This is a genomic window from Mycoplasmopsis bovis PG45, from assembly GCF_000183385.1.
GTDB lineage: Bacteria > Bacillota_I > Bacilli_A > Mycoplasmatales > Metamycoplasmataceae > Mycoplasmopsis > Mycoplasmopsis bovis.
Genome location: NC_014760.1, coordinates 851,357 through 876,158, shown reverse-complemented (window position 1 = coordinate 876,158; position 24,802 = coordinate 851,357). Strand labels below are relative to the sequence as shown.

General features: G+C 29.9%; 21 protein-coding genes and 4 pseudogenes. 18 read left to right on the top strand and 7 right to left on the bottom strand.

What is annotated here, in order from left to right; all coding sequences use genetic code 4:
• Positions 1–131: 131 nt before the first annotated feature.
• From MBOVPG45_RS03715 to MBOVPG45_RS03690, 6 genes and pseudogenes are all read left to right on the top strand, one after another.
• Positions 132–1,355 (top strand): ATP-binding cassette domain-containing protein, encoded by a 1,224-nt coding sequence (locus MBOVPG45_RS03715; RefSeq protein ID WP_013456172.1) that lies wholly within the window; start codon positions 132–134, stop codon positions 1,353–1,355.
• Positions 1,327–2,322 (top strand): ABC transporter permease family protein, encoded by a 996-nt coding sequence (locus MBOVPG45_RS03710; RefSeq protein WP_013955024.1) that lies wholly within the window; start codon positions 1,327–1,329, stop codon positions 2,320–2,322. The genes MBOVPG45_RS03715 and MBOVPG45_RS03710 overlap by 29 nt, the downstream gene beginning before the upstream one ends.
• A complete protein-coding gene (locus MBOVPG45_RS03705) occupies positions 2,312–3,124 on the top strand; it encodes an ABC transporter permease subunit (protein WP_013456622.1) in 813 nt (270 codons plus the stop codon). Before MBOVPG45_RS03710 ends, MBOVPG45_RS03705 begins: the two co-directional genes overlap by 11 nt.
• Positions 3,125–3,183: 59 nt before the next feature.
• Positions 3,184–5,037, top strand: coding sequence for a P68 family surface lipoprotein (locus MBOVPG45_RS03700; protein WP_013455968.1), 1,854 nt, complete (start codon positions 3,184–3,186; stop codon positions 5,035–5,037).
• A gap of 156 nt (positions 5,038–5,193) precedes the next feature.
• Positions 5,194–6,210: an IS30 family transposase gene (locus MBOVPG45_RS03695; RefSeq protein WP_013456040.1), complete on the top strand. Its 1,017-nt coding sequence runs from the start codon at positions 5,194–5,196 to the stop codon at positions 6,208–6,210.
• Between the two features lie 108 nt (positions 6,211–6,318).
• Positions 6,319–7,562: pseudogene (locus MBOVPG45_RS03690) on the top strand (IS3 family transposase).
• A gap of 11 nt (positions 7,563–7,573) precedes the next feature.
• On the opposite strand, the gene MBOVPG45_RS03685 reads toward MBOVPG45_RS03690, so the two are convergent.
• The 5 genes from MBOVPG45_RS03685 to MBOVPG45_RS03665 all read right to left on the bottom strand — a co-directional run bounded on the left by MBOVPG45_RS03685 (position 7,574) and on the right by MBOVPG45_RS03665 (position 11,287).
• Positions 7,574–8,440: a DNA methyltransferase gene (locus MBOVPG45_RS03685; protein WP_080551565.1), complete on the bottom strand. Its 867-nt coding sequence runs from the start codon at positions 8,438–8,440 to the stop codon at positions 7,574–7,576.
• A 9-nt stretch (positions 8,441–8,449) separates the two neighbouring features.
• Positions 8,450–8,971 (bottom strand): DNA methyltransferase, encoded by a 522-nt coding sequence (locus MBOVPG45_RS05005; protein WP_101456720.1) that lies wholly within the window; start codon positions 8,969–8,971, stop codon positions 8,450–8,452.
• Entirely contained in the window at positions 8,971–9,873 is a 903-nt protein-coding gene (locus tag MBOVPG45_RS05000) for a site-specific DNA-methyltransferase (RefSeq protein WP_148220216.1), read from the bottom strand. The genes MBOVPG45_RS05005 and MBOVPG45_RS05000 overlap by 1 nt, the downstream gene beginning before the upstream one ends.
• A gap of 64 nt (positions 9,874–9,937) precedes the next feature.
• A complete protein-coding gene (locus MBOVPG45_RS04750; RefSeq protein ID WP_080551564.1) occupies positions 9,938–10,309 on the bottom strand; it encodes a site-specific DNA-methyltransferase in 372 nt (123 codons plus the stop codon).
• 63 nt (positions 10,310–10,372) lie between these two features.
• Positions 10,373–11,287 carry a Fic family protein gene (locus tag MBOVPG45_RS03665; RefSeq protein ID WP_318023780.1) on the bottom strand — a complete coding sequence of 305 codons (915 nt, stop codon included), beginning with the start codon at positions 11,285–11,287 and terminating at the stop codon, positions 10,373–10,375.
• A gap of 393 nt (positions 11,288–11,680) precedes the next feature.
• Between MBOVPG45_RS03665 and MBOVPG45_RS03655 the strand changes: the two are divergent.
• The 3 pseudogenes from MBOVPG45_RS03655 to MBOVPG45_RS03650 all read left to right on the top strand — a co-directional run.
• Positions 11,681–13,005, top strand: a pseudogene (locus MBOVPG45_RS03655) (Mbov_0838 family PARCEL repeat surface lipoprotein).
• Positions 13,006–13,139: 134 nt separating this feature from the next.
• Positions 13,140–13,462 (top strand): annotated as a pseudogene (locus tag MBOVPG45_RS05055) (variable surface lipoprotein); the annotation flags it as partial.
• Between the two features lie 32 nt (positions 13,463–13,494).
• A pseudogene (locus MBOVPG45_RS03650) lies at positions 13,495–14,184 on the top strand (Mbov_0729 family lipopotein); the annotation flags it as partial.
• A 234-nt stretch (positions 14,185–14,418) separates the two neighbouring features.
• On the opposite strand, the gene MBOVPG45_RS03645 reads toward MBOVPG45_RS03650, so the two are convergent.
• Positions 14,419–15,276 (bottom strand): Cof-type HAD-IIB family hydrolase, encoded by an 858-nt coding sequence (locus MBOVPG45_RS03645; protein ID WP_013456138.1) that lies wholly within the window; start codon positions 15,274–15,276, stop codon positions 14,419–14,421.
• 345 nt (positions 15,277–15,621) lie between these two features.
• On the opposite strand from MBOVPG45_RS03645, the gene MBOVPG45_RS03640 reads away from it, so the two are divergent.
• The 8 genes from MBOVPG45_RS03640 to MBOVPG45_RS03605 all read left to right on the top strand — a co-directional run bounded on the left by MBOVPG45_RS03640 (position 15,622) and on the right by MBOVPG45_RS03605 (position 22,146).
• The gene (locus MBOVPG45_RS03640) at positions 15,622–16,683 is read left to right on the top strand and encodes a phospho-furanose lactonase (protein WP_013455916.1); all 1,062 of its coding nucleotides are present in this window, start codon (positions 15,622–15,624) and stop codon (positions 16,681–16,683) included.
• Between the two features lie 51 nt (positions 16,684–16,734).
• A complete protein-coding gene (locus MBOVPG45_RS03635; RefSeq protein WP_013456105.1) occupies positions 16,735–18,543 on the top strand; it encodes a PTS ascorbate transporter subunit IIC in 1,809 nt (602 codons plus the stop codon).
• Between the two features lie 98 nt (positions 18,544–18,641).
• On the top strand, positions 18,642–18,926 hold the full coding sequence (locus MBOVPG45_RS03630) for a PTS sugar transporter subunit IIB (RefSeq protein WP_013456143.1): 285 nt from the start codon (positions 18,642–18,644) through the stop codon (positions 18,924–18,926).
• Positions 18,926–19,414, top strand: a complete 489-nt coding sequence (locus MBOVPG45_RS03625; RefSeq protein WP_013456314.1) for a PTS sugar transporter subunit IIA — start codon at positions 18,926–18,928, stop codon at positions 19,412–19,414. The genes MBOVPG45_RS03630 and MBOVPG45_RS03625 overlap by 1 nt, the downstream gene beginning before the upstream one ends.
• Before the next feature lie 9 nt (positions 19,415–19,423).
• A complete protein-coding gene (locus tag MBOVPG45_RS03620; protein WP_013456285.1) occupies positions 19,424–20,077 on the top strand; it encodes a 3-keto-L-gulonate-6-phosphate decarboxylase UlaD in 654 nt (217 codons plus the stop codon).
• Positions 20,052–20,936, top strand: a complete 885-nt coding sequence (locus tag MBOVPG45_RS03615) for an L-ribulose-5-phosphate 3-epimerase (protein ID WP_013456005.1) — start codon at positions 20,052–20,054, stop codon at positions 20,934–20,936. Before MBOVPG45_RS03620 ends, MBOVPG45_RS03615 begins: the two co-directional genes overlap by 26 nt.
• Before the next feature lies 1 nt (position 20,937).
• Positions 20,938–21,669: an L-ribulose-5-phosphate 4-epimerase gene (locus MBOVPG45_RS03610; protein WP_013455914.1), complete on the top strand. Its 732-nt coding sequence runs from the start codon at positions 20,938–20,940 to the stop codon at positions 21,667–21,669.
• Between the two features lie 6 nt (positions 21,670–21,675).
• Positions 21,676–22,146 carry an MPN499 family protein gene (locus tag MBOVPG45_RS03605; RefSeq protein ID WP_013456195.1) on the top strand — a complete coding sequence of 157 codons (471 nt, stop codon included), beginning with the start codon at positions 21,676–21,678 and terminating at the stop codon, positions 22,144–22,146.
• Positions 22,147–22,174: 28 nt separating this feature from the next.
• On the opposite strand, the gene MBOVPG45_RS03600 is transcribed toward MBOVPG45_RS03605, so the two are convergent.
• Positions 22,175–23,041: a MurR/RpiR family transcriptional regulator gene (locus MBOVPG45_RS03600; RefSeq protein WP_013456153.1), complete on the bottom strand. Its 867-nt coding sequence runs from the start codon at positions 23,039–23,041 to the stop codon at positions 22,175–22,177.
• Positions 23,042–23,085: 44 nt separating this feature from the next.
• On the opposite strand from MBOVPG45_RS03600, the gene ptsP reads away from it, so the two are divergent.
• Positions 23,086–24,798: a phosphoenolpyruvate--protein phosphotransferase gene (ptsP, locus tag MBOVPG45_RS03595; protein WP_013456317.1), complete on the top strand. Its 1,713-nt coding sequence runs from the start codon at positions 23,086–23,088 to the stop codon at positions 24,796–24,798.
• Positions 24,799–24,802: the final 4 nt, after the last annotated feature.

The following is a 24,802-nucleotide window of genomic DNA, read 5'->3' as shown; positions in this document are numbered from 1 at the left end:
AAGCGGTAATATAGACAGGCTAAGCATTATCAAATAAAAATTAACTAATGATGCCAAAAAGTATGAAAAATTAACTTATAGCGCTAATTTATGTGTCTTTTTGTCGATTCTTAGAGTAAAATTCTATTTGTATGGAAACGTTAAATAATGAAGATATATTGATAAAAATCAGTAATTTAAAGTTTAAATATAACAAAAAGCAAAAGGAGCATAACGTTGATATTGATAAGCTAGAAATTCAGGAAAATCAAATAATTTCATTATTAGGACCTTCAGGAAGCGGTAAAACCACTTTATTAAATTTGATTTTGGGATACCTAAAACCAAATGAAGGATCTATTGAAATTAAAAATAAGCCTTTAATTTATGAAATAGCTTACATAATGCAAGAGAATTCCACTTATGAAGACACAACAGTTTTTAATAATGTCTTTTTGAGTGCAAAAAACTATAGCAAGTGAGTTGATTCGGCTCGATTAAAGTATTTTGAAAATCTTTTTAGTGCTTTAGATGTAAATGCTGAGAGCAACAAAAAATTATTTTCAAAATTTGAAGTATATAAACAGTACATTGCGAGCGGAAAACAATCTAATTTAAAGAAAAAAATTGCTTACTTATCTTTAGTATTTAGTTGCTTGAACAATAAAAATATTAAAGGCAAGTCTAAGGTTTTAAGTCAAATTCGTTTAAGAAATTTATTCAGAAATGAAATAAATGATGTTGCAAAAAAATTAGAAATAGATCATTTGTTGCATAAAAGAGTTGATAAGTTATCTGGTGGGCAAAAGCAAAGGGTTGCTTTCGCCAAAGGTATTATAAAAAAGACCAATTTAGTGCTAATGGATGAACCTTTTTCAGCCTTAGATGCAAAAATTAAGGAATCGACAATTGAGTGACTAATTAAAATTAAAAGAGAGTTTGACTTAAGCATTATTGTTGTTACTCATGATCAACAAGATGCGCTTAAATTAAGCGATCAAATTATTTTATTAAAAGATGGTAAGGTTCAACAATACAGCAGTGGTGACAGAATGTATGACAGTCCAAATAATTTATTTGTTGCAAAGTTTATTGGGGCTCCAGAAATTAATTTTGTCAATACAAAAGATGGAAAACACTACTATATTAGACAAAATAAGTTAAAAGTTGACTTAAATAAAGATGGTGCATATTCAATTCAAAGTAAGAAAAACTTTGGTGATAAGACTTATTATCAAATTGAATATAACGACAACAACATCTGAACAATTGTTTTAAAAGACAGTACCATTGAGGTTAATGACAAAGTTGATATCACTTTTAGCGATGCTGATGTACTAGTCTTTGATGATGAAGGCAATAGAGTTTATGCATAATTCTGAATCAAAAAAGCAAAAAGTATGAACTGTTTCTAAAATAACTTTAATGCTTTTGCCTTTGTTATTATTTATACTAGTTTTTACCTTGGTGCCTATTTTACACACCTTTGTTAAATCACTAAAAGCACCTATCAGCATACATGATAGAACTAGATATAACTATAATTTCAATAACTACAACAACATTTTATCTGATCCGAATTTTAAACATGCTGTTTTAAATTCGACATTAGTTTTGTTTTTTGGATCAGGAATATCATTAGTGCTTTCATTAATTTTTGCACTAGTTGTGAATTCCTTAATATCTAAATTCACACAGAGAGCATTTTTGACAATCTTGTTTTCGCAGTTCTTTATTTCAGGCTTTGCAATAGGAATTGCTTTTACAATGTTTTTTGGCAATAAAAATTTGTTTTTCTACATTTTAGGAAAGAGCGAGTATACCTTTACCGCTTCATCAAATAAAAAGTTACCAATTTGGTTATATTATTCTATATTTCAGATATGGAGATCATTACCATTTAACTTAATTTTATTTGCTTCAGCTATAAGCAGAGCTGATTTGAAGTATAAAAAGTTAATGCTAAATGATAATTTGACTATTTTACAAAAATTTAGATATGTATATATGCCAGAAATTTCAAAAGTGTTGTTTTCAATTTTATTTACCAACTTTATTTTCTCAACACTTCTTTTACCCCAAGCATTGCTAGAACCAACTTTTGATATTGATATTAATTATGCACACACATTAACTAGTTACACAATTAAGTTCCTCGGTTTTGGTGCAAATAATCCAACATTAAGATATGAAAAAGGATATGCTTCGGCCTTCTTTAGCTTCTCATATTTAGTCTTATTATTGTGCATCTTACAACTGTTGCGTATTAGTACAATTAAGGCTATTTATAGGAGAATAAGTAAATTAATTGCAAAGACAAGGAGCAAGAAATATGTCAAGTAGGATGCTATTAGTTATATTTAAAGAAATTATTAAATATTTCTTAATTGGCTTTTTATGCTTGCTTATGCTTTTTCCTTTGTACTACTTATTGCTTCAGTCGCTTATGTCAACAAATTCATTAATAAATAACAGAACATTTCTTGTTATTGAAGAGTGAAATTGAGTCAATTTTGCAACTGCTTTTAAAAGCAATTTTCTAAGAGCTTTTGGCTGGACACTGTTATTTGCGACTATCTTGATATTAATTAGATTAATAATTTACTCGCTAGCGATAGCAGGGATACTTAGAATGAATGCAAAGTATCAAAAAGTATTTCTATACTTTTTCCTAGTTATTAGTTTGATACCAGAGTTTTCAATATTTTTAAGCTTAAAAACAGTTTTGCTAACTTTCAATTTAGACGAAACTCCTATTGCTTTTGTGACTAACGCAATATTTTCATTTTTTAACTTTACATACATTTTTAACTTAGCTAAATCTATTAGTGATAAAAAAAATAAGACAATGTTGAATGACAATTTAAAACCAATGGATAAGTTAATTTATGTATATTTGCCTAAGATGAAATTGGGTTATATGCTTTTAATTGTTTTTTCATTTATTTCGGTGTGAAATGATTACTTGTGACCACAATTTTTATTCTCAACAAACTATACTAATATATCTATTTGGTACCTAACATTAGGGCAAGATAGACAAGCTTCTTTACTTAATGTACAAGCGGCAGGAGCATTTATTTCAATTGTTATTCCATTGATAATTTACTTTATTTTTTCTAAAAAAATTAGTCGTTTTAACTAATTTTAAATATTTTTCAATTTATTTAGAATACCATAAAACAGGTTAATAGGGAGATTATTTTGAAAAAATTTTTGATTAAAGCTGGTGCAATTTTATTACCAGCAACAGCTGGACTTTCAGTAGTTGCTTGTGGAAACACAGAAGAAGAAAAAGTTGTTTTTAGATTAGGTCAAGGTAAAGGATGGCCTTTATCACTATCATTGCAAAAAGTTATTGGTTACTATAATGAAGAATTTAAAAAAGACAAAGACTTCTTACCTGTTAGATTTGAATTTGCTGACGACTTTAAATACAAAGACAGCAAAGGTAAAGAAGTTGAAGTTAAAGGGCACAACGAATATGGTGAATACCAACTATTAAAAAAAGTTGCTCATGCTATTGAATCTAAAGATAATAAAAAGGTTCCAAATATTGTTTTAGGTGATCAATCTGGCGCATATATTCTTACCCAAAATAAGCAATTATTAGATATATCTGACACTGGCATTACTAATAAAACATTTAGTAAGAGTATAGCAGATTTACACTCAATTTTAGCAGGCCAAGGTCAAACTGAAACAATTTACAACATTCCTTTCGATAATGCTGACACTGACTCAGTTCAATTAAACCTTAAAGTTTTACACAAGATGTTTGAAATAATTAAATCTGGCGGCGGTAAGATTGAAGATGAAAATGTTGAAGGTATAATCAAGAAAGTTTACGATTCAAAAAGCAAAGGTAATCAATTACCTGAACAATCAATCTGACATGCTTTAGAAGCTAAGACTAAAGAAGTGTTTAAAGATTTAACCGTAAATAACAAAACATTTACATCAATCAAAGACATTAGAGACTTAGCTGCTAAATTTACACAAGGTGTTAAAATCGAACAGTCAAAAATCAATGACAACACAATTTCAGGCGAAGTTCTTTCAATTGACTACCAACAAAATACATTCTTTAAAGAATTACATGCAAAAATTGAAGGCGAAAAGAAAGCAATCTTTGAACTTGATAAAGATAAGAATGTTAAATATAACTTAATTGATGATGCTGATGTTAAGAATAAATTCAAAGAACTATGAGAAGACTACAACAATTCAATTAAGAGAGTTGAACAAACACCAGCTGGCAAGGATGAAAAAGACAAAAAAGTATTTCAATCAATGAAATATATGTTCACTCAAACAAAAGAATGAGGTTCATGACAAATCTTTAGATTCCAAAGTGCTATAAGTTTTGCAGCTTCTGTTGGAGCATATCAAAACAAGATTACTAAGTTTACTAAGAATCACCCATACTTCGAACAAAGCATTAAAAATGACCCTAAATTCTTAACAAATAATGCAAGTGAACATGATGTATTAATGCTTCCTCAAGTTACAAGAACTAAGGATGGAAAACATTCAATTTTCCATGAAGGTGGCTCAAGTATAATTGCTATTGATTCAAAGAACGAAAAAGTGAATAAGGCAATTAAGAAGTTCCTTAGATGAATATACACAGGCAAAAACAAGGTTTCTGGCGAAGAAGAAGATAACTGATACACAATTGCAAGAACTTCTGGTTATATAATGCCATTGGCATCAGTTGTTAAAAAAGAAACAAATGATAAAATAAAAGGAGAAATTAAAGAATTAGAAGGTAAATTGAAGGATAAAACATCTCAAGAATTAATGACTACATCTGATCCTGACTACTTTAGATTAAATATGCTAAGATCAGCTCAACTTTCACTAGAATCGTTACTAAAAGTTGAAAAAGGCGAAGTTGTTGCTAAACCTGCAGTTACTGATGATAAAACATCTCAAATGTCAAATACTGTAATGCAAGCAATGATTGAGCAAACAGAATTAGATAGAAATAGAGAGTTTAAGGCAAAAACTGCTGAAGAACTAATAAAATCATTTGAACAAACTAAAAAACAATAATTACTTTACTAAAACAATAATAAAACAGACTTATTCGACAAGTCTGTTGCTTGATTGTAAGTTCAAGTGCAACACCAATTAAGGTAAAATTTAATTGTGGAGCACTTGAATTTTTAAACAAAAAAAGTTCCACACTTGGCAGTAGGAAACTTTCATATGAATTATACTAAAAATTATAATCATCTAACATATGATGAACGTGCATTTATTGAAATTCAAATAAAATCTGGGTATTCTATTAGATCTATAGCTAGACAGTTAAACAGAAGTCCATCCACAGTAAGTCGCGAATTAAAACGCAACACTGCTTTTAGCGGTTCATATCAATGTAAAATAGCAGAGCAGAAAGCATTAAATAGGCATTCGCACAAATACTTGTTTAAATTTACGAGTAATTTTGAATATGCTGAATTTGAAAAATTTTTCTTAGAAAAATTCGATAAAAGATTTTACGGAATTGTTGCAACAGCTCGATACATTAAGCAAACTTTTCCAAATATTGCGTCTCCGTCGATAAGGACTATATTTAATTGGATTAAGACAAGAAAATGAAAATTGAAACCTAGAGACAGATTGAGAATTTTTTATAAAAAAGGTGGGAAAAGAACTGCATCAGTTGTCTCAAGATTAATTGGAGATTCTCACTATGTATATCCAATATGGGCAAGACCAAAATATATTGATTTAAGAGAAGAATATGGCCATTGAGAAAGTGACTTAATTATAGGCAAAAGATCGAATGGATATGATAATGTATTAACACTTGTTGAAAGGCAAACCAGAATGGGGTTTGCAGTTAAAATTAAATCAAAATCAGCTTTTTTGGTAATTTCAAAGCTTAAAAAAATAATCCAGGATCATAATTTAATTGTCAAATCTATAACAATTGATAACGGGATAGAATTCGAAAGAATGGGTTTATTAGGAAAATGACAAAATATTAAAATATTTAGAGCTGAACCGTATGCTTCATTTCAAAGGGGAACAAACGAAAATTGAAACGGAATGATTAGAAGAATGTTTCATAAAGGTTTTGATTTTAATTCTATCTCTCAAGTTCAACTGGATGATGTTGTAAATCAAATAAATGAAATGCCACGTAAAATTTTGAATTGGCAAAAACCAATTGAACTATTTAAGTTAGCTAATGACTATAGTGTCGTTTTAAATTAAAGCATGTGAATTTAATTGACTGCATTCATAAAAAAATGAATGGTTATTACACTAGGACAAAAAAGTAGACATCAGCAAATTTGCTGATGTTTTTTGTTGGAGATAAAAATGGCTAAGCAGTTAAGTGTTAATGAATGGAAATATTTGTTTGAAAAATACGAAAAATATAGATCTGGGGAACTCACTAAAAAATGTTTTTTGAATGAAATGATGAAAATAAAAAATGTAAAACACATTTCTGACGATCAATGAAAGAGATTAGTGAATAAGTATAAAAGATATAATTTAGGTATGAACATAGAATCGATGAGCGGAAGATCGCCTAAAAAAGGTAAAGGTTCCGGCAGACCAAAAAAGACAAAATCAAATGATGAAATATTAGATGAATTTTTAAATGATCTAAATAAAGAAGATTTGATAAAGATAATAAAAATAATTTCTACAGATGACGAAATTAAGAAGATAAAAAAGGACAAATTTAAAGAAACGGTTACCAAAATAAAGAATTCATTTCCTTTTAAGGTATCGAATAAAGTTATTATGTCATTGCTTAAAATTAAAAAATCTACATACTATAAAAAGCTAAAAAAATTGAAAATGATTAAAGAAAAGAATCTTGAATTAGAGAACACTGTAGTTCAAGCTTTTAAAGAAACTGGAGGCATTTTCGGCAGAGAAAGATTGGCTGCTTATATTAGCAAAAATAAACAAATAAAGCTTAATTATAGGACTTTAGGTAGAATAATGAAAAAACTTGGACTAGTTTGTAGAATAAGAAAAGCAAAAAGAACAAAAGAATCTAAGAATGTAGCTGTAACGTTTCAAAATATTGCTTCTCGTGACTATGATGGCATATATAATGATATCTATGCTACTGATGTTACATACATACCTTCGCCAATAGATGTTGATCAAAATTTTGTATATATGTCAGCTGTTATTCATCATAAAACCAAAAAAATTTTAGGTTTTAACCTGTCTTTGTACAATGATAATTCATTGGTTATTGATAATATTAAAAAAGTTAATTTTCCTAAAAATTTTGTTATACATTCTGACCACGGAAGTCAATATTCATCTAAAGAATATCTTCAGTTAATTGAAAGACTTAATGGAAAAGTATCAATGTCAAGAATTGGCAATTCTCTTGACAATAGAGAAATTGAATACTTTTTTCAGTACTTAAAACTGAAATGTTTGAAAATTTTGAGAAAAGTGTTAAGAAAATGACGCTTAAGGAACTTGAGCGTCATCTAAATAAATTCATTGATTGATATAATAATGAGCGAATGCTCAAGAAATTTAATTACAAAACTCCACATGAATTGTGAGTGGAGTTTTGTAAAAAATAAAAATTTAAGGTCTACTTTTGTTGTCCTAGTTTATTTTGAGTGCTTTTTTTTATTTGAATCATTGTGCCATAATGATTATTTTTTTCAAAAATCTCATCCATTAGCACTTTTAAATAGGCTTGCTCATTATCATCACATTGGACAAAAATAACACCATCATCTCTTAATAATCTCTTAGCCAATTCTAATCTGTTCTTCATAAACACTAATCATGAAGAATGATTAAATTTATCGTTGTAGTTAAAAGAATCATTGCCGGTATTATATGGCGGGTCTATATAAATGCACTTAACCTTGCCTTCATATCTTTTAAGCAGGCTAGCTAAGGCAATCAGATTATTGCCTTTGATGATTAAATTATCATTTTCACTAAATTGATTAATTTCTTCAATTCCGTTCTTGCTGTATTTTTTAGCACTGCCAAGAACCTTAGGAGAAAGCATCTGTCTTACTTCATCATTTGCAATTAGTTCATTAAAGAAGATCTCTTGTCTTTTTTGATCGTCTTTAGTTGACCCTCCCCCTAAATAACAATCTTTAAATGGGAAGTCTAGAACAACACCGCTAGATCTAGAGATAAACTCATCGCCTGAAGTTAAGCCAATTTTATTAGCATAAGAAGTGTATGAATCTTCCAAAAATTCCTTTGAATCAATGAATTTAGCAAATTTATTTTGATTAAAAACCAGAGCATTTTTAGTTTTTGTAAAAAATGTTTCAGTTATAAGTTGATTTGACAAAAGTAAATCCAATAAGTGTTGATCAAGTTTCATAGTATCTTCATAGACTTTAGTCTTTAGTAGCTTTTTTGTTTCTGATAAGTATTTGTTACTAGAGATTAAGAGCTCAAAAACAGCTTTATAGGTACTTGTTTTCATAATGAGTCTCTACTTGTAAAACGAATTGGTAAAGTTCTTATCAGTCTCAGAAACTGAATAAGCTTCATCATACATATCAGAAAAGTTTACATACAATCTGTTTTTGTCAATTAATTTAATTAGTATTTGCTTTTTGTCACGTATGTTTAAAACGTTAAATTCATCATTAATTTGTTGCAACTCGCTTGTTGTTATATAAGGAATTATCCTGTCATCAGAGAATACTTTGTTTTTGACTTGTGCAATGTTTGATTCATCAGCTTTTTGTACTTCATTGATCAACTTTTGTGAATTTTCTAATAATTCACAATAAACAAAACTGCCACCGCCTTGCCAATTAACTAACTTAGAAATTCCGCCTTGTTCACCATCAATTACTTTTTTTAGTCTTTCAACAGTGATATCTTGGATATAGTCCATCTGCTCAATTCCAATATACCTTCTATTCATTTTGTGAGCAACAGCAGCTGTTGTACCAGAGCCTAGGAAGAAATCAAGAACTATGTCGGATTCTGAAGTAGATAGGTCCATTATTTTTTTATTAGCTGTTCAGGTTTTGGGCTGCTAAAAATTGATTTGCCAAAGAGACTTTTAATATGTTGTGTCCCATTTGTGGTAGTGCCAACGTCATCTCATATAGTTTTTACAACCTTGCCCTTTTCTTTTGCCTCATATAAAAATCTTTTTCTTTGTGGTCCACTATTTCCATCAACTCCAAAAATTATTCTATTATCATTTCATAATTCTATGAATTTGTTATATTCATTTTTTCAACTGCAATTTTCATTAGGACGATATATAACACCAGTTTTGGGATTTCTTATTTCATATTGTTGATTAGGTCTTCAACCACCTACCTGGAAAGGATCAGCTTTTCAAGGGCCTCTCGGATCATTATCTGGATTAGAAAAGCCTTCCCCATCTTCCTCAAGTCTAAATTTATTTCTATTTTTAATAAAATATTCTTTCTTATTAAAAAATAATAAAGTGTGAGTATGCGAGTTTGAAATTATTGCTGTGTTAGTTACAGATTTTGTTGAATTTCAAATGACGTCGTTGACGAAATTTGAGCTTCCAAAAATTTCATCCATAATAATCTTACAATAATGTGCCTGATTGTCATCTAGACTTACTCAAATAACACCATCATCTCTCAATAATCTTTTAGCTAATTCTAATCTATTCTTCATAAATACTAATCATGAAGAATGATTAAATTTATCGTTGTAGTTAAAAGAATCATTGCCAGTATTATATGGTGGATCTATATAAATGCATTTAACTTTGCCTTCATATCTTTTAAGCAGGCTAGCTAACGCAATCAGGTTATTGCCTTTGATGATTAAATTATCATTTTCATCAAATTGATTAATTTCTTCAATTCCGTTCTTGCTGTATTTTATAGCACTACCAAGAACCTTAGGAGAAAGCATCTGTCTTACTTCATCATTTGCAATTAGTTCATTAAAGAAGATCTCTTGTCTTTTTTGATCGTCTTTAGTTGCCCCCCCCCCCTAAATAACAATCTTTAAATGGGAAGTCTAGAACAACGGCGCTAGATCTAGAGATAAACTCATCGCCTGAAGTTAATCCAATTTTATTAGCATAAGAAGTGTATGAATTTTCCAAAAACTCCTTGGAATCAATGAATTTGGCAAATTTATGTTTATCAAAAACTAATACTCCATCAACATTAATGAAGAAAACATCTTTAACTAAATCATCTGATATAAGAATTTTGATTAATTGCTTATCCATTCTCATTGCATCTTCATAAATCTTGGCTTTAAGCAGTTTGTCATCCTCAGATAAATATCTAGAATTCGTTTTTAATAGAAGTTCAATATGTTTAAATAAGTTTGCTTTCATATATGCCTTTCAAAGTGTTTTAGTAAAGTTTAGTGAATAGAATTACATATTTATAATATTTTATTAATTAGAAGTTCCTTGATTTCTTATATCTATTTGATAATTAAGTTGAATTATTAAATAGTTAGCAATTAAATCAACCATACTTGACGGGCTATTAGTTATATGGTAGTCATCAAAGCACTGGTAGTATTTTGTTCTATTTGTGTATTTAATGTCAATAGGTGGGAATCCGTTTTTCATTAATTCTAGGTTAAGTAATAATCTGCCTGTTCTGCCATTACCATCAATAAAAGGATGAATAGATTCAAAATCTAAATGGAATTTAGCTATTTTTACAATTAAATTTTCAGTTGAGTTTTTATACTCGTCTAAAAGTTGTTTCATTTTTGATTCAATTAAGTAAGGCGATGTAGGCTTGTGCTCTGATCCTAAAATTGAAACCTGCATATTTCTATACCTGCCAGCGTCAACCCTTTTATTTGCAAGAACTAAAAAATGAATGTCTTTTATTCTTCTTTCAGTTAATTCTTCATTGTTATCAACTAGCTCTAAAATATAATCAAAAGCTTGTTTGTGTCCTATAGCATCTAAATGGTATTTTAATGGCTTAGTGTCAATTGTGATTCCTTGAAGAGCTAGCACAGTTTCTCTTAGTGTCAGTGTGCTGCCTTCAATAGCATTAGAATTAAATGTGTTTTCTATTGAAAAATCATTTAAAAATCTATTTTTTTCAGAAAAACAAAGCTCTCTAAGCTTGTTTAATTGTTTTAATTTTTGGTCAATGATATCCAACAAATTTTTATTAGATAGTTCATATGGGTTTTCAGCATACATTGGAATTTCATATTCATTATTATTGTTGAGTACTGCACCAAATATTTTATTTTCATTCAAAAGTTCAAGCAATGCATCTCTTGTTATATTTCATTTATTGCAAGCTTCTTCTACTGAAATATACATATAGCCCCCCCCCATTTTTCTAATTATAGTTAGTTGGTTTAGTCGACAAATACTCCTGTAAAACAGTTTTATAAATCACTAATATACTATTCATAATTACTGATTTAGCATATTCTTTTCGCCCTAATTTATTTAATGTCGCTCCTAAAAATTGAATGTTAATTCTAAGCATTTTCAGGCAATAACTTAATTGCATACAGAATATCCTGTAAAAACATAGTTAGTGTATATAAAATAATTGTATCAATTAATTGCTTATTACTATATGGTATGAAAGATGAAAAAATGAAAAAATGCTAAAAATTTTATTCCAACTAAATATTGTGTTTTTTGTTTTATGGTATAAAATAGTCATTTCCCAGATATTACAATAAATAAACTATATAAATAAAGGAAGTTATTCTCAAAATGAAGAAAAAAATTAAAAAGTTTAATATATTTAGTTCACTGTCATTTTTACCACTTATGCCATTAGTTGCAGCTTCTTGTAAGAAAAATGGTAATGATGAAAAAGTTCAGATAATAAATAACGAATCTAACCCGCAAACTTCAAAACAGATGACCCCCCCCCTAATTCTTATGGTAATCAAAGCAAAGATGATTCAAGTAATGTAGATAAAACAACAGATGCTAAAAACAATAATGAAAAGTCGGAACCAACTGTTACACCAAAAGACCAATCAGATAAATCTAGATCTGAGGCTGGCAAAAATGATAATGGTAATACAACCCCAATGAATAATGATGAAGAAGAAAAGAAGAAAATAGATAAGGAAGAGAAATTAAAAGAGAAACAAGTGCTAGATCCTGCTCTCAAGGAAGCACTAGATACATGAAAAAAAGATTTTGAAAATTATATTTGAGCAAATTGATCTTATAAGGATATCTTTGAAAAACTTAAATCTAAAATTCCTAATAATAACCTTAAACTAGTCAGCGACCAAAATACTAGACCTACACCAGGTTCTGAAAATCCTCCTTTTGTTATAAAACTAAATGATTCTAGCAACGAACAAGTATTGCCATTTGGCAAGGTTTGACCTATTTTTTCAGAAACTAAATACAATGGCAACGAAGCAACATCAATTGGTTATGATAAAGAAGGTAAAATAGAAAAATTTATGCCATCTACAAATAAAGTTCCACAACATCTTCCTAAATTTATTTCTTCCTTAAGTGAAGCATTTGAAAAATCAGAACAAGAAACAATTGAAAATCTAGATAAATGAGATACATCAAATATTAAGTATTTTATTGGCGTATTTAGAGATGCAACTAAATTTAATCATGATATTAGTGGTTGAAATACAGATTCTGCAGTATCAATGGAATATATGTTTACTGGTGCAAATAATTTTAATCAAAACATATCAAATTGAAATACATCTAATGTTACTGAAATGTCAGGGATGTTTTGGGATGCTAAAAATTTTAATCAAAATCTTAATTTTTGAAATGTTAAAAATGTAAAATCAATGGACAATATGTTTTCAGGAGCAATAAAATTTAATAGTGATTTAGACAAATGAGAACCTAAAAGTATAAAATCTGTTTATGGAATGTTTGCCAACTCAAAATTTAATAAGTCATTAAAATCATGAGAAAGCCATTTACCTAAAAAACTTTTAAATGCACAATATTTTAAAAGAAATGCTATTTTAGATAATAATAATTTACCTGAAACAATTATTAATTCAATAAATTATTTTGAAGATCCGAAAAAAAGCAAGTAACAGATCAAAATAAACTAGAACAAAGAAATTGACTCGCAGTAAACTAGGACAACAAAAAATAGGCATTAAATTTTTATTTTTTACAAAACTATTACAATAAACAAACTATATAAACGAAGGAAGTTATTCTCAAAATGAAGAAAAAAATTAAAAAGCTTAATATATTTAGTTCACTGTCATTTTTACCACTTATGCCATTAGTCGCTGCTTCTTGCAAGAAAAATGGTAATAATGAAAAAGTTCAGATAATAAATAACGAATCTGACCCGCAAACTTCAAAACAGATGACCCCCCCCCTCTAATTCTTATGGTGATCAAAGCAAAGATGATTCAAGCAATGTAGATAAAACAACAGATGCTAAAAACAATAATGAAAAGTCGGAACCAACTGTTACACCAAAAGACCAATCAGATGAATCTAGATCTAAAGCTGGCGAAAATGATAGTGATAATACAGGCTCAAGAACTGATAATACTCCAGAAATGCCTAATGATAGTCCGCAAGTAATAAATCCAATTAAAGATGGAAGCCAAGGCCAAAATGTTGGCGATAACACAAGCAATAATGATCAACCTATACACAATAGCAATAAAAGTGACAAAACTGTCAAAGACAGCAATCCAAAAACGGAAACTGATCAGTCATCCACAAATAATAGCACAGAAACTCCAAACAACAGTTCAACCCCACCAGCTCCAATGACAGAGCCAAAAGAATCTCATAAAGAGGTTGCAAGCAGACTAACAAAAAAGCTTTTAAAAAACCGCTCTGATTCTGTAAATAGCAGTATGCATAAATCAATGAATGATAGCAATAAGAACAAAATTTATAATTTTATGAGTCAAAATGGGATAATTTATTTTCTATACAAAGCCCTTTCTAAATATGGGGAAAGTATTAAAGATGAACTAAATTCTAAGGAATCAGCGCGTAAGATAAATAAAGAATTATATGATTCTTTCAGGATAGTTAGTGTTAGCTGAAACGAAAATAAAGATTACTTTTCCAAATGTGGTTTAGATGATATTTTCCTTAATGATTTATTAGAGTTTTTTGATTTATTACCTACGATAGTTGCTGATTATAATGATGGTGAAAACGACAATAAAAATAAAGTTGATGAACTATTTAAAAAAACCAAGTCTAAATTGGAAAAGGCCTATAAAAAAAATATCTAAACAGCAATAATATTTGTAACAAATTTGTATGTGTGCATTTAGAACATAATAATGTTTTGTAAAAAATAAAAATTTAAGGCTATTTTTGTTGTCTTAATTTATAATAAATTAAAAAAATAAGTAGACAAAAATGCAACTTTATAAATTGGTTGCATTTTTAATATGGATTTTATTAGTTATCAATGTAAAAAATAGGGAATAATTCCCCATTAATCCTATAAAACAGGCAAATAATTAATTTGTATGTTTATCAAAAAACTCAATTATTCCGTTATCTGTTGATGATGAAACAACATAATTTGCAGCATTTTCAGCCTCTAATGAGCTTGATTTTAATGCGCATGAATATGCAACTTTTTCAAATGCAGGAATATCATTTGCAGCATCACCAAACATTAACGAATAGTCATATATTTTTTCATTATTTAAGTAATTTTTACTAAATCATTCAATTGCAGTACCTTTGTCCGATCCTTTAGGCATAACATCTAAAACAGCTTTTTGAGATCTAACTGTATAGATTTCATCAGACACAGATGTAATTTCTTTTTGAAGCTCTTTTAATTGACTTTCACTTAATGTATCAATCAATAGTAGAAATTTAATAACTGGGGTATTGAGTTTTAGCTGATTTTCAGGGTCATTTATTTCAGTAAACTTTGCACTAAATTCATTTTTAGGATAAACAGTTGGATAAACAACTTTTTGGAATCATTCATGTTTAAACTTTTGAACACCTATCATTTCTTTATCTAAATATATTAAAAAGGCAATATTATATTTTAAGAATAAATTAAGTAGTTTCAAACTGGTTTCAATATTTATTGGATTTTTATATAAAACTTTTTTGTCTTGAAAATCATATATTAAAGCACCATTAAGGCCCAAAAATGGTGTTTTTAAGTCTAATTGCTTATAAAATTTTTGTGCCATATATCATGGTCTTCCTGTGTTTAGCACCACTTGATGAGTTTTATTTAACTCTTTTATTTTTGCAGTAACTTCTTTTGTTATTTCTTTATCTTTAGTTAATAATGTTCCATCAAGGTCAAAGAAAATGTACTTTATGTCGTTAAGATTTATTTTGTTCATGTTGCACCTCTAAAGTGTTGTACTAATATTTTATTTAATTTTGAACTAAAAAACTTACTACATTAGCTACACAAAAGAGTTGTATGGAAAGTTTCCACATTATTTTATTTGTACCATATTTAAAATTGGAAATTATTTTTAATAATAAATCATTAATTTTGCATATTTATTTAATATAGGACATAATTAAGGCTCAGCAATAAGTAATCAATGCAAAATTGAAAGTTTCTTCCAATATTCGCCAGTTTTGTGCATTTTCATATTGTAAAATTTTTATGTAATGGTTTATTGATATTCTGCCATTATTCAAAAGGCGCATGCCTTTAAAAGCAATATAGGAGATTTATGGCAAAAGAAAAATTCGTTAGAACAGTTCTTGGCGATGTTCCAGCAGAAACAATCGGAATAACAGACTGTCACGATCACTTAATTAAAAATGGTGGGCCAGAAATGCATGAGCACCCTGACTTTTTAATGATCGATGTTGAGGCTGCTAAGAAAGAAGTGCAAGAGTATGTTAACCACGGTGGTAAAACAATTGTTACAATGGACCCGCCTAATGTTGGTAGAGATGTTTACAGAATGCTAGAAATTGCAGAAGCATTTAAAGGCAAAGCTAACATTGTGATGTCAACTGGTTTTCACAAAGCAGCTTTTTATGACAAATATAGTTCATGATTAGCATGTGTGCCAACTGATGACATTGTTAAAATGATGGTTGCTGAAGTTGAAGAAGGAATGGATGAGTACAACTATAATGGACCAGTTGTTAAGCGTTCAAAAGCTAAGGCCGGAATTATTAAAGCTGGTACAGGTTATGCTGCAATTGATAGATTAGAATTAAAAGCACTAGAAGTGGCCGCTAGAACAAGCATTACTACTGGTTGTCCAATCTTAGTTCATACACAATTAGGCACAATGGCATTAGAAGTCGCAAAACACTTAATTGGATTTGGAGCTAACCCTAGAAAAATTCAATTATCACACTTAAACAAAAACCCTGATAGATATTACTATGAAAAAATAATCAAAGAAACAGGTGTAACTATTTGTTTTGATGGACCTGACAGAGTTAAATACTACCCAGATTCATTATTAGCAGATCATATTAAATATCTAGTTGATAAAGGGTTACAAAAACATATAACCTTAAGCTTAGATGCTGGTAGAATTCTATACCAAAGAAACTATGGCTTAACCAAAGGTAAAGAAACATTTGGTTTTGCATACTTATTCGAAAGATTTATTCCATTACTTAAACAAGTGGGAGTTTCACAAGAAGCTATTGATGACATTTTAATCAACAACCCACGTGAAATACTTGCTTTTGATGAACCTAGAGTTTATGACTCATCTAAGGTATCAGCAGAAGTTGTTCAATTGAAAAAGGATCTTAAATTAGCTTAATAATTTACTTTTATCTTTATAAAACAGTCTTAAAAATATATAGGAATTAAAATGCAACAAACATCAAATAAAAGCAAAAAGCCTTTTAATTGAAAAGTTCTAGTTGGTGTTCTTGTAGCTGTTTTAATTGTTGTTGCAATTTATATTGGAGCATTAGCAGCTAAACAATGAGACTTTAAGGCAGGTACTTTATTCTTTATTAAAGATATAATGCTTAACAACTTTTTAGGAATTAATGCAATTCTTATTGGTTTGTTAGTTTTCATTGGTTATTTAATTCTTGGAAGAGGATTTTCAGGAACCATCATTGGAACAATGAAGGCTATAATTGGAGTTTTATTACTTCAAATAGGATCAGGAGCATTAGTTGGATTAGCTAAACCAATATTTGCCGCCTTCCAAAAATTTAGTGGAACAAGTGTTATTCCATTAGACACATACTCTGGACAAGTTTCAGCAGGTAAATTCTTAGATGCAATTGGCTCTGGATTCTCTTCATGAGTATCATATGCCTTGATTATAGGACTATTCGTCAACATAATCTTAATTGCACTAAGAAAATGAACAAATGTTCACTCATTAATGATTACTGGGCATGTTATGTTCCAACAAGCTGCAGTTGTTGTACCAGTTATATTTGTATTAATGTTTTCAAAAGGCGCTGGACTAATTGATGAAAAAGGTGTAGTATCATTAGGTGCGCAATTAGGAACAATAATATTTTCTGGATTACTATTAGGTGTTTACTGAGGTGTTGCTTCATCAGCTACAATCAAAGGAACTGATGCAGTTACACAAAATGCTGGTTTTGCAGTTGGCCACCAACAAATGTTTGGTGCTGCAATAGCATACAAAATTGGAAAGTATTTTGGTAAAGCAGAACAGTCTTCAGAAAATAGAAAAATGCCTAAAGGCCTAAAGGTTTTTGAAGATAACATTTTTACACAAGCTGTGCTTATTTTATTAGTATTCTTGATCTTAATTTTAATTATCCAATTTGCCCCAGGATTAGACGAATCTGTCAGATTTGCTGGCAAAAACGGATTAGTGACAAACGGCTATGGACCATGAAAAGTAGGCGGTGGTAATGCCTTTTGAGTTGTGCAATTAATTCTTGGTTCATTCCAATTAGTAGCTTCTATTATAGCTATACAAACTGGTGTTAGAATGTTTGTTTCAGAATTACAGCAATCATTCCAAGGAATTAGTGACAAATTAGTGCCAGGTGCCCTAGTTGCTGTCGATGTCGCAGCTACATATGGTTTCTCACCTAACTCTGTTACATTTGGATTTATTTCAGGTACTGTAGCACAATTTATAGGTGTAGCAGTAGTTATTGGATTATCTAGAATTCCAGGAAGCTTTAGTATTCCTATTGTTATTCCATTGTTTATAACATTATTCTTCAACTCTGGATCAATTGGTGTATTTGCTAATGCTTCTGGCGGGTACAAAGCTACATTGGCTGTACCAGCAATCTTTGGTTTCTTAGAAATAATTGTTATTGCTCTTGGTCTAGGTATGATTAATAGTTTTGGTATTAAATCAAGTGGACTAGTTGCTTCTGCTGCTAATAGCAAAGAAGCAGTCGAATACTTAACACACGGACCATTCTTTACCGGTTTTAATGGTATGTTTGACTGAAACTTCATATTTGGTATATTGATGATCATTGGTGGCGGTCATCCAATTGCTGCTTATATTGTTTTCCCACTTTACCTAGTTGGAATGCTTGTATTAGCACAAATTATTGACACCGCAAGACAACACAAACCTACATCAATGCAAAAATTATTTAAGATAAAACCTACATTATTAGAACAACCTGTGTCTGAAGAGGCAGTTGCTCAAAACGCATAATTAAAATTAGACTAATAAAGGTTTCCTTTATTAGTTATTTTATAGGGTTATACATTTGTTTATAATCTTATTAAATTAAAAAAATAAAAGAGGTGGAAATGAAAGTTTTATGCTTATGTGGTTCTGGAATGGGAACCAGTATGATTATTAAACTAAAAACAGAACAAGCAATGCGTGAATTAGGCATTCAAGGCACTGTTGAAGCTTTAGGGCTAGGTATGGGTAAATCTGTTGCCAATAATTTTGATGTTATTTTGTGCACCAATAACTTTGTTTCAGAAGTTTCTAATTCAAAAGCTTCTGTTCATGGCCTAAAAAATGTTATGGATATTAATGAAATTAAGGCCGCTTTTCAAGAAGCTTTAGCTAAAGGAATTAAATAATGGCAGATAAGCTAAATTTATTAGACAATTTAATTGCTAATGATTCAATTATTGTTGGCTATGAAGCCAAAGACTACAAAGATGCAATTCATAAGTCATGCGAACCTTTAGTTAATAAAGGAATCATTAACTTTAATTATTATGATTCTATTTTAAAATCAACTGAAGCTCATGGACCATATTATATTTTAGTTGATGGCATTGCTATGCCACATGCATCTGCAACTGAAAATAGTGTTTTTTCAAATGGTTTTAGCTTGCTTACTCTTAAAAAACCTATTACTTTTGCAAATGACCCTAGGGAAGTAAAAATTGTTATGACACTAGCTGCTAAAGATGGTGAAACTCATACTGCAGTTGCTATTCCGCAAATTATTGCTGTATTTGAAGATCCTAACAACATCGACAAAATTGCTAGTGCCAAAAGTAAAGAAGAAGTCATTGAAATTATTAAGAGTGTTGACTATACAAAATACATGAGTAATTAGGAGTATTTTATGAAACCAATGCTACAAATTGCGCTTGATAATTTAACAATTGAAGATGCAATTGCAAGTGCAAAAAAAGTTGAAAAATATATTGATGTTATAGAAGTTGGAACCATATTAATAGCTTCAGAGGGCAAAAAAGCTATTAAAGCGCTTAAAGAAGCTTTTCCAAATAAAATTATCGTTGCTGATGGAAAAATTGCTGATGCAGGTAAAGTTTTTGGGAAAATGTTTTTCGAAAATGGTGCTGATTTTACAACCTGTATCTGTGCTGCTGAATTGCCAACTATTACTGAAACAATGAATATTGCAAAAGAGTTTGGCAGCAACAAGGAAGTTCAAATCGAATTAACTTCAAATTTTACTTGAGAACAAGCCAATTCCTGATCAAAAGCAGGCGTACCCCAAGTTGTATGACACCGTTCTAGAGATAGCCAAGCTAGTGGCGTTAAATGAGGACAAAAAGACATTGATGCAGTTAACAAACTTTCAAATATGGGCTTCAAAGTAACTATAACTGGTGGCGTTGCATTAGAAGATATTAAGCTTTTCAAAGATATTCCAATTTATATTTTTATCGCAGGACGTTCATTGCGTGATGCAGAAAATCCTGAGCTAGCTGCAAAGGCCTTTAAAGATGAATTTGCAAAATACTGAAGCTAAGAATAGATTAGTTGGCATCTATGAAAAAGCCATAAACAACAAATTTTCTTTAGAAGAAAAAATACTAATTGCTAAAGAAGCAGGCTATGATTTTATGGAATTTTCTGTAGATGAAAGTGACGAAAGGCTTAACAGAATTAACTGAAGTGATGAACAAATAAAAGAAGTACAAGAGTTATTAGTTAAACATAGATTTAACTTTAACTCTATGACACTAAGCGGACACAGAAAATATCCTTTTGGTTCAAAAAATCCTGAAACAAGAAAAAAAGCAATGGATATTATGGAAAAAGCCATAATTCTTGCTAAAAAATTAGGGATAAGAACAGTGCAATTGGCAGGCTATGATGTTTATTATGAACAAGGCGATGATGAAACACGTCAATTCTTTATTGAAGGAATTAAAAAAGCCGTTAGACTTGCTTCGAAGTATTCAGTATGTTTAGCTTTTGAGATTATGGATACCCGTTTTATGGGCACAAATACTAGAGCACTTACATATATAAATATGATTGATAGTCCATATTTGCAAATATATCCTGATTTAGGTAATATTTACCAATGAGCCAATAAAACAGACTTATATAACGAGTTTGAGATTGTAAAAAATCATTTAGTTGCCTTTCATTTTAAAGACACAGTTCCTGGTAAATTTAGAGACACTCCATTTGGGAGCGGTACTGTAGACTTTCCATATATGTTAAATATATTAAAAAAGCTAGAGTTAAACCAACCCATAATGATCGAAATGTGATCGCTTAATAAAGCAGAAGAAACTAAAGATGAAGCAGTTAAATATATTGCCGATGCTTATGAGTTTTATAATAAACAGTGGGAATTAGTTGGCGGAGATAACTAATATGAATTCAATTGACAAAAAATATAGTGAAGAAATTGCTAAGTTAAAGCAAGAAGTATATGATGCCAATATGCTTTTGGTAAAATATAACCTTGTTATTCATACATGGGGTAATGTATCTGGAATAACCAAAGACAGAAAGTACATGGTTATTAAGCCTAGTGGCGTAGATTATGCGACATTAAAGCCAGAAGATATGGTTATTACCGATATGGAAAACAATGTTTATGATTCGAAATATAAGCCTTCTAGTGATACACCAACACATACTCTTTTGTATAAAAACAACCCTGAAATTCAAGGAATTGTTCATACCCACAGTACAAATGCAGTAGCATTTGCTCAAGCTGGCAAAGATATTCCTTGCTTTGGAACAACTCATGCAGACAATTTTTATGGGCCTGTTCCTTGTGCTAGAGCGCTAAGTCCTGAAGAAATTAATGGCGCTTATGAACACAATACCGGTTTGGTTATTATTGAAACATTCAATAATAGAAAATTAGATTGAAAAGCAACTAGTGCAACATTAGTGAAAGAACACGGCCCTTTTGTGTGATCATTTAAGTCACCAAAAGATGCTGTTGACTTAGCACTAACGTTAGAAGAAATAGCCAAAATGGCAATTAAAACTTTAATAATTAGTAATAATAGTGCACAAGAAGCACAAAAGGCTTTGATTGAAAAGCACTATTACCGTAAACATGGTAAAAATGCCTATTATGGCCAAAAATAGGAACTAATGGAAAATAAATTAAGGACTTATAGAGTTAATTATGTAAATGATGCATATTGATATCAACCATCAATATGAACTTTTTCTAGACGTTCATGGGCTTCATATCCTTTTAGACAAATTGAAGACTTAGTAGACAAATTAGAACTTAAATACTATCCTGGCGGAATAATAGATCTTAATAAGGATCCAAGATTTTCTGTATTTAATTCAATCCAAAAACACTTAAAAACAGGCATATCTGTTAATCCAAGCACTTTAAAAGATAAAGATAACTACCTAGTATATGAAGTTGATGAAAATATAAGAATCATATTAGATGATAAGTCTTTAAAATATTTAGCAAAAGGATTAATATTTTGCACACCATTGTCCTATTTTAAAGCTATAAAAGAAAAAGAAGAGTTAACAGAAAATCAAGTTTTAGAGTTTCTTTATTCAAAAGGATTTTTTGAAATTTCTAAGGCTGATAAATAAAAACCAGAGAATTAATTCTCTGATTTATCTAAACCTTATGGTGAACTTTATCAATATTAGATCATTCGTCAATTAGCGCTGATGATTTCTTAAGCTTGTTATAGTTTTCGCTATTATTATAGATAATAGCTTCAAACAATATATTACCAATTAGCATTTGCGAAACACGTGAACTAACTGGCACTAATAAAGTATCATTTTGAATTTTTTGATACTGAATTATTACATCAAGATTTTTGTTGATTTTATTGTCGTGTTTTGATGTAATTGCAATTATTTTAAGACCATTTTTATGTGCATTTGAAATAACAAAATGTGATTCAGTTGACTTAAGATTGTTTGAAAAAACAATCAGTGCATCCTCAGAACTGGCATTAGCTAAAGCAGGAAAAAAGATGTGGAAATCCGAGTTATATACCACTGATTTTCCTATTTTTATCAAGTTAGCCACCAAATCTAGGCTTCTCCGCTGGCTAGAACCTGAACCATAAATTAATATATTTCTACTATTATTAATTAATTCGGCGGCCTTAATGCAGTTATCTGTTACATTTTCTTCATCAATACTTTCAATGGCATATTTGTATGATGAGTAAATAACACTAAAAGGATTAGGTTCTTTGCCTTCATCATATTTTATGGGATACATACGTTGAAAATTAGAAATCTTTACATTGATTGATGCTATGAAGTTTCTGTAGTCTTTGAAGTTATATTTTCTAACAAACCGACTGACAGCAGCTTCAGAAGAATTAGCTAATTTTGCTAATTCAGCTTGTGACAGGTTGAATTCAGAATCTTCAAATGAGTTTACGAAGTTCAAAATATTTTTTTCACTTTTGGTCAAGTATATATTTTCAGCTAATATTGGTCTTTTAACATTATTTTTTTTCATTATCTAATTATAACTATTTAATTTTTTAAAGTCGAGGTAACAATATGCACATCAAAGGGATTGGAGCGTCAAAAGGTATTGCGATTGCTAAAGCATTCAAAATTGAAGAGTTGCCTTTAGAGATATTGAATAACTCAAAAGGTGTTGAGTTTGAAACTAATTTGTTTGACAAAGCCGTCAAACAAATAGCAGAAGATATTCAACACACAATTGAAGTTGCTACAACAAAAGAACAAAAAGAAATTTTCGGAGCACATTTATTATTAGCTCAAGATCCAGTTGCTGCTCAAGATATTAAGAATGCTATTAAAGATGACAATAAGTCTGCAATATATGCAACTAATGAATATTTTAGTAATATGGCTGCTGTTTTTGATTCTATGGACGATTCTTATATGAAAGAAAGAGCAGCAGACATTAGGGATATATTAAGGAAGTTTTTATACTTTTTCCACGGTATAAGAGAACCTAATTTAAGTGCTATAAATAAAGAAGTTATCATTGTTGCAAAAGACCTAAGCCCCTCTCAAACAGTTCAATTGGACAAAAAGTTTGTAAAAGGTTTTGTAACAAATATTGGCGGAACAACTTCTCATACTGCTATTATGGCTAGAAGTATGAATATTCCTAGCATTGTTGGTACAAACAATGTTTTAGAGAATGTAAATAATGATGACTTAATTGCTCTCGATGGTTCAAATGGAACTTTGATTATTAATCCTACTGAGAACGAATTAAAAGAATTTCAAAAGTTATTAGATGAATATAATACTTATTTAAGCGAAATAAAATCATTAATAGGCAAGCCATCAGTTTCTAGTGATAATCATAAAGTTGAAATAGCAGCTAACATTGGCAGCGTCAAGGATGTTAAACTAGTTTTAGAAAATGATGCTGAGGCAATTGGACTTTTTAGAACAGAATTTCTTTATATGGACAATGATCACTGACCAACAGAGGAAGAACAATTTGAAGCATATAAAGCAGTTGTTCAAGCTATGAAAGGTAAGAAAGTTGTAATTAGAACACTCGATATTGGTGGGGATAAAACTCTACAATACTTTAAATTTCCTGAAGAACTTAATCCATTTTTAGGATACAGAGCCATTCGTTTGTGTCTAGATCCAAAGCATAGAGATATCTTTATGGCTCAGTTAAGAGCAATTATTAGAGCTAGTGAATTTGGTAAAGTAGCCATTATGTTTCCGATGATTACTTGTGTGAATGAGTTTATTGAAGCTAAGAAAATTTACTTAGAAGCCTATGAACAAGTTAAATTGGAAAACAACAGAATTGCTAATGTTAATGAAATTGAAGTTGGCTTAATGATGGAAACACCGGCTGCTGCTGTGTTATCTGATCAATTTTGCAAGTATGCAGACTTTGTGTCCATAGGAACAAATGATTTAATTCAATATTCAATGGCTGCTGATAGAATGAATGAAAGTATTTCATATCTTTATCAACCACTTAATCCATCAATTTTAAGGTTAGTCAAATATGTTATTGATGGCGCTCATAAATATGGCAAGTGAGCAGGAATGTGTGGCGAAATGGCAAGCGATCCAGATGCAGTTCCAATTTTATTAGGACTAGGTTTGGATGAATTCTCAGTCGGTGCGGGCAGTATTTTAAAAACAAGAAAGAACATTAATTCTCTCTCATTTAAGGAAATGCAATCATTAGCTGAGAAAGCAATAAAATGTGAAAGTGAACAAGAAGTTAAGGAACTTTTAAGAAAGTCAATTACAAATTAACAAG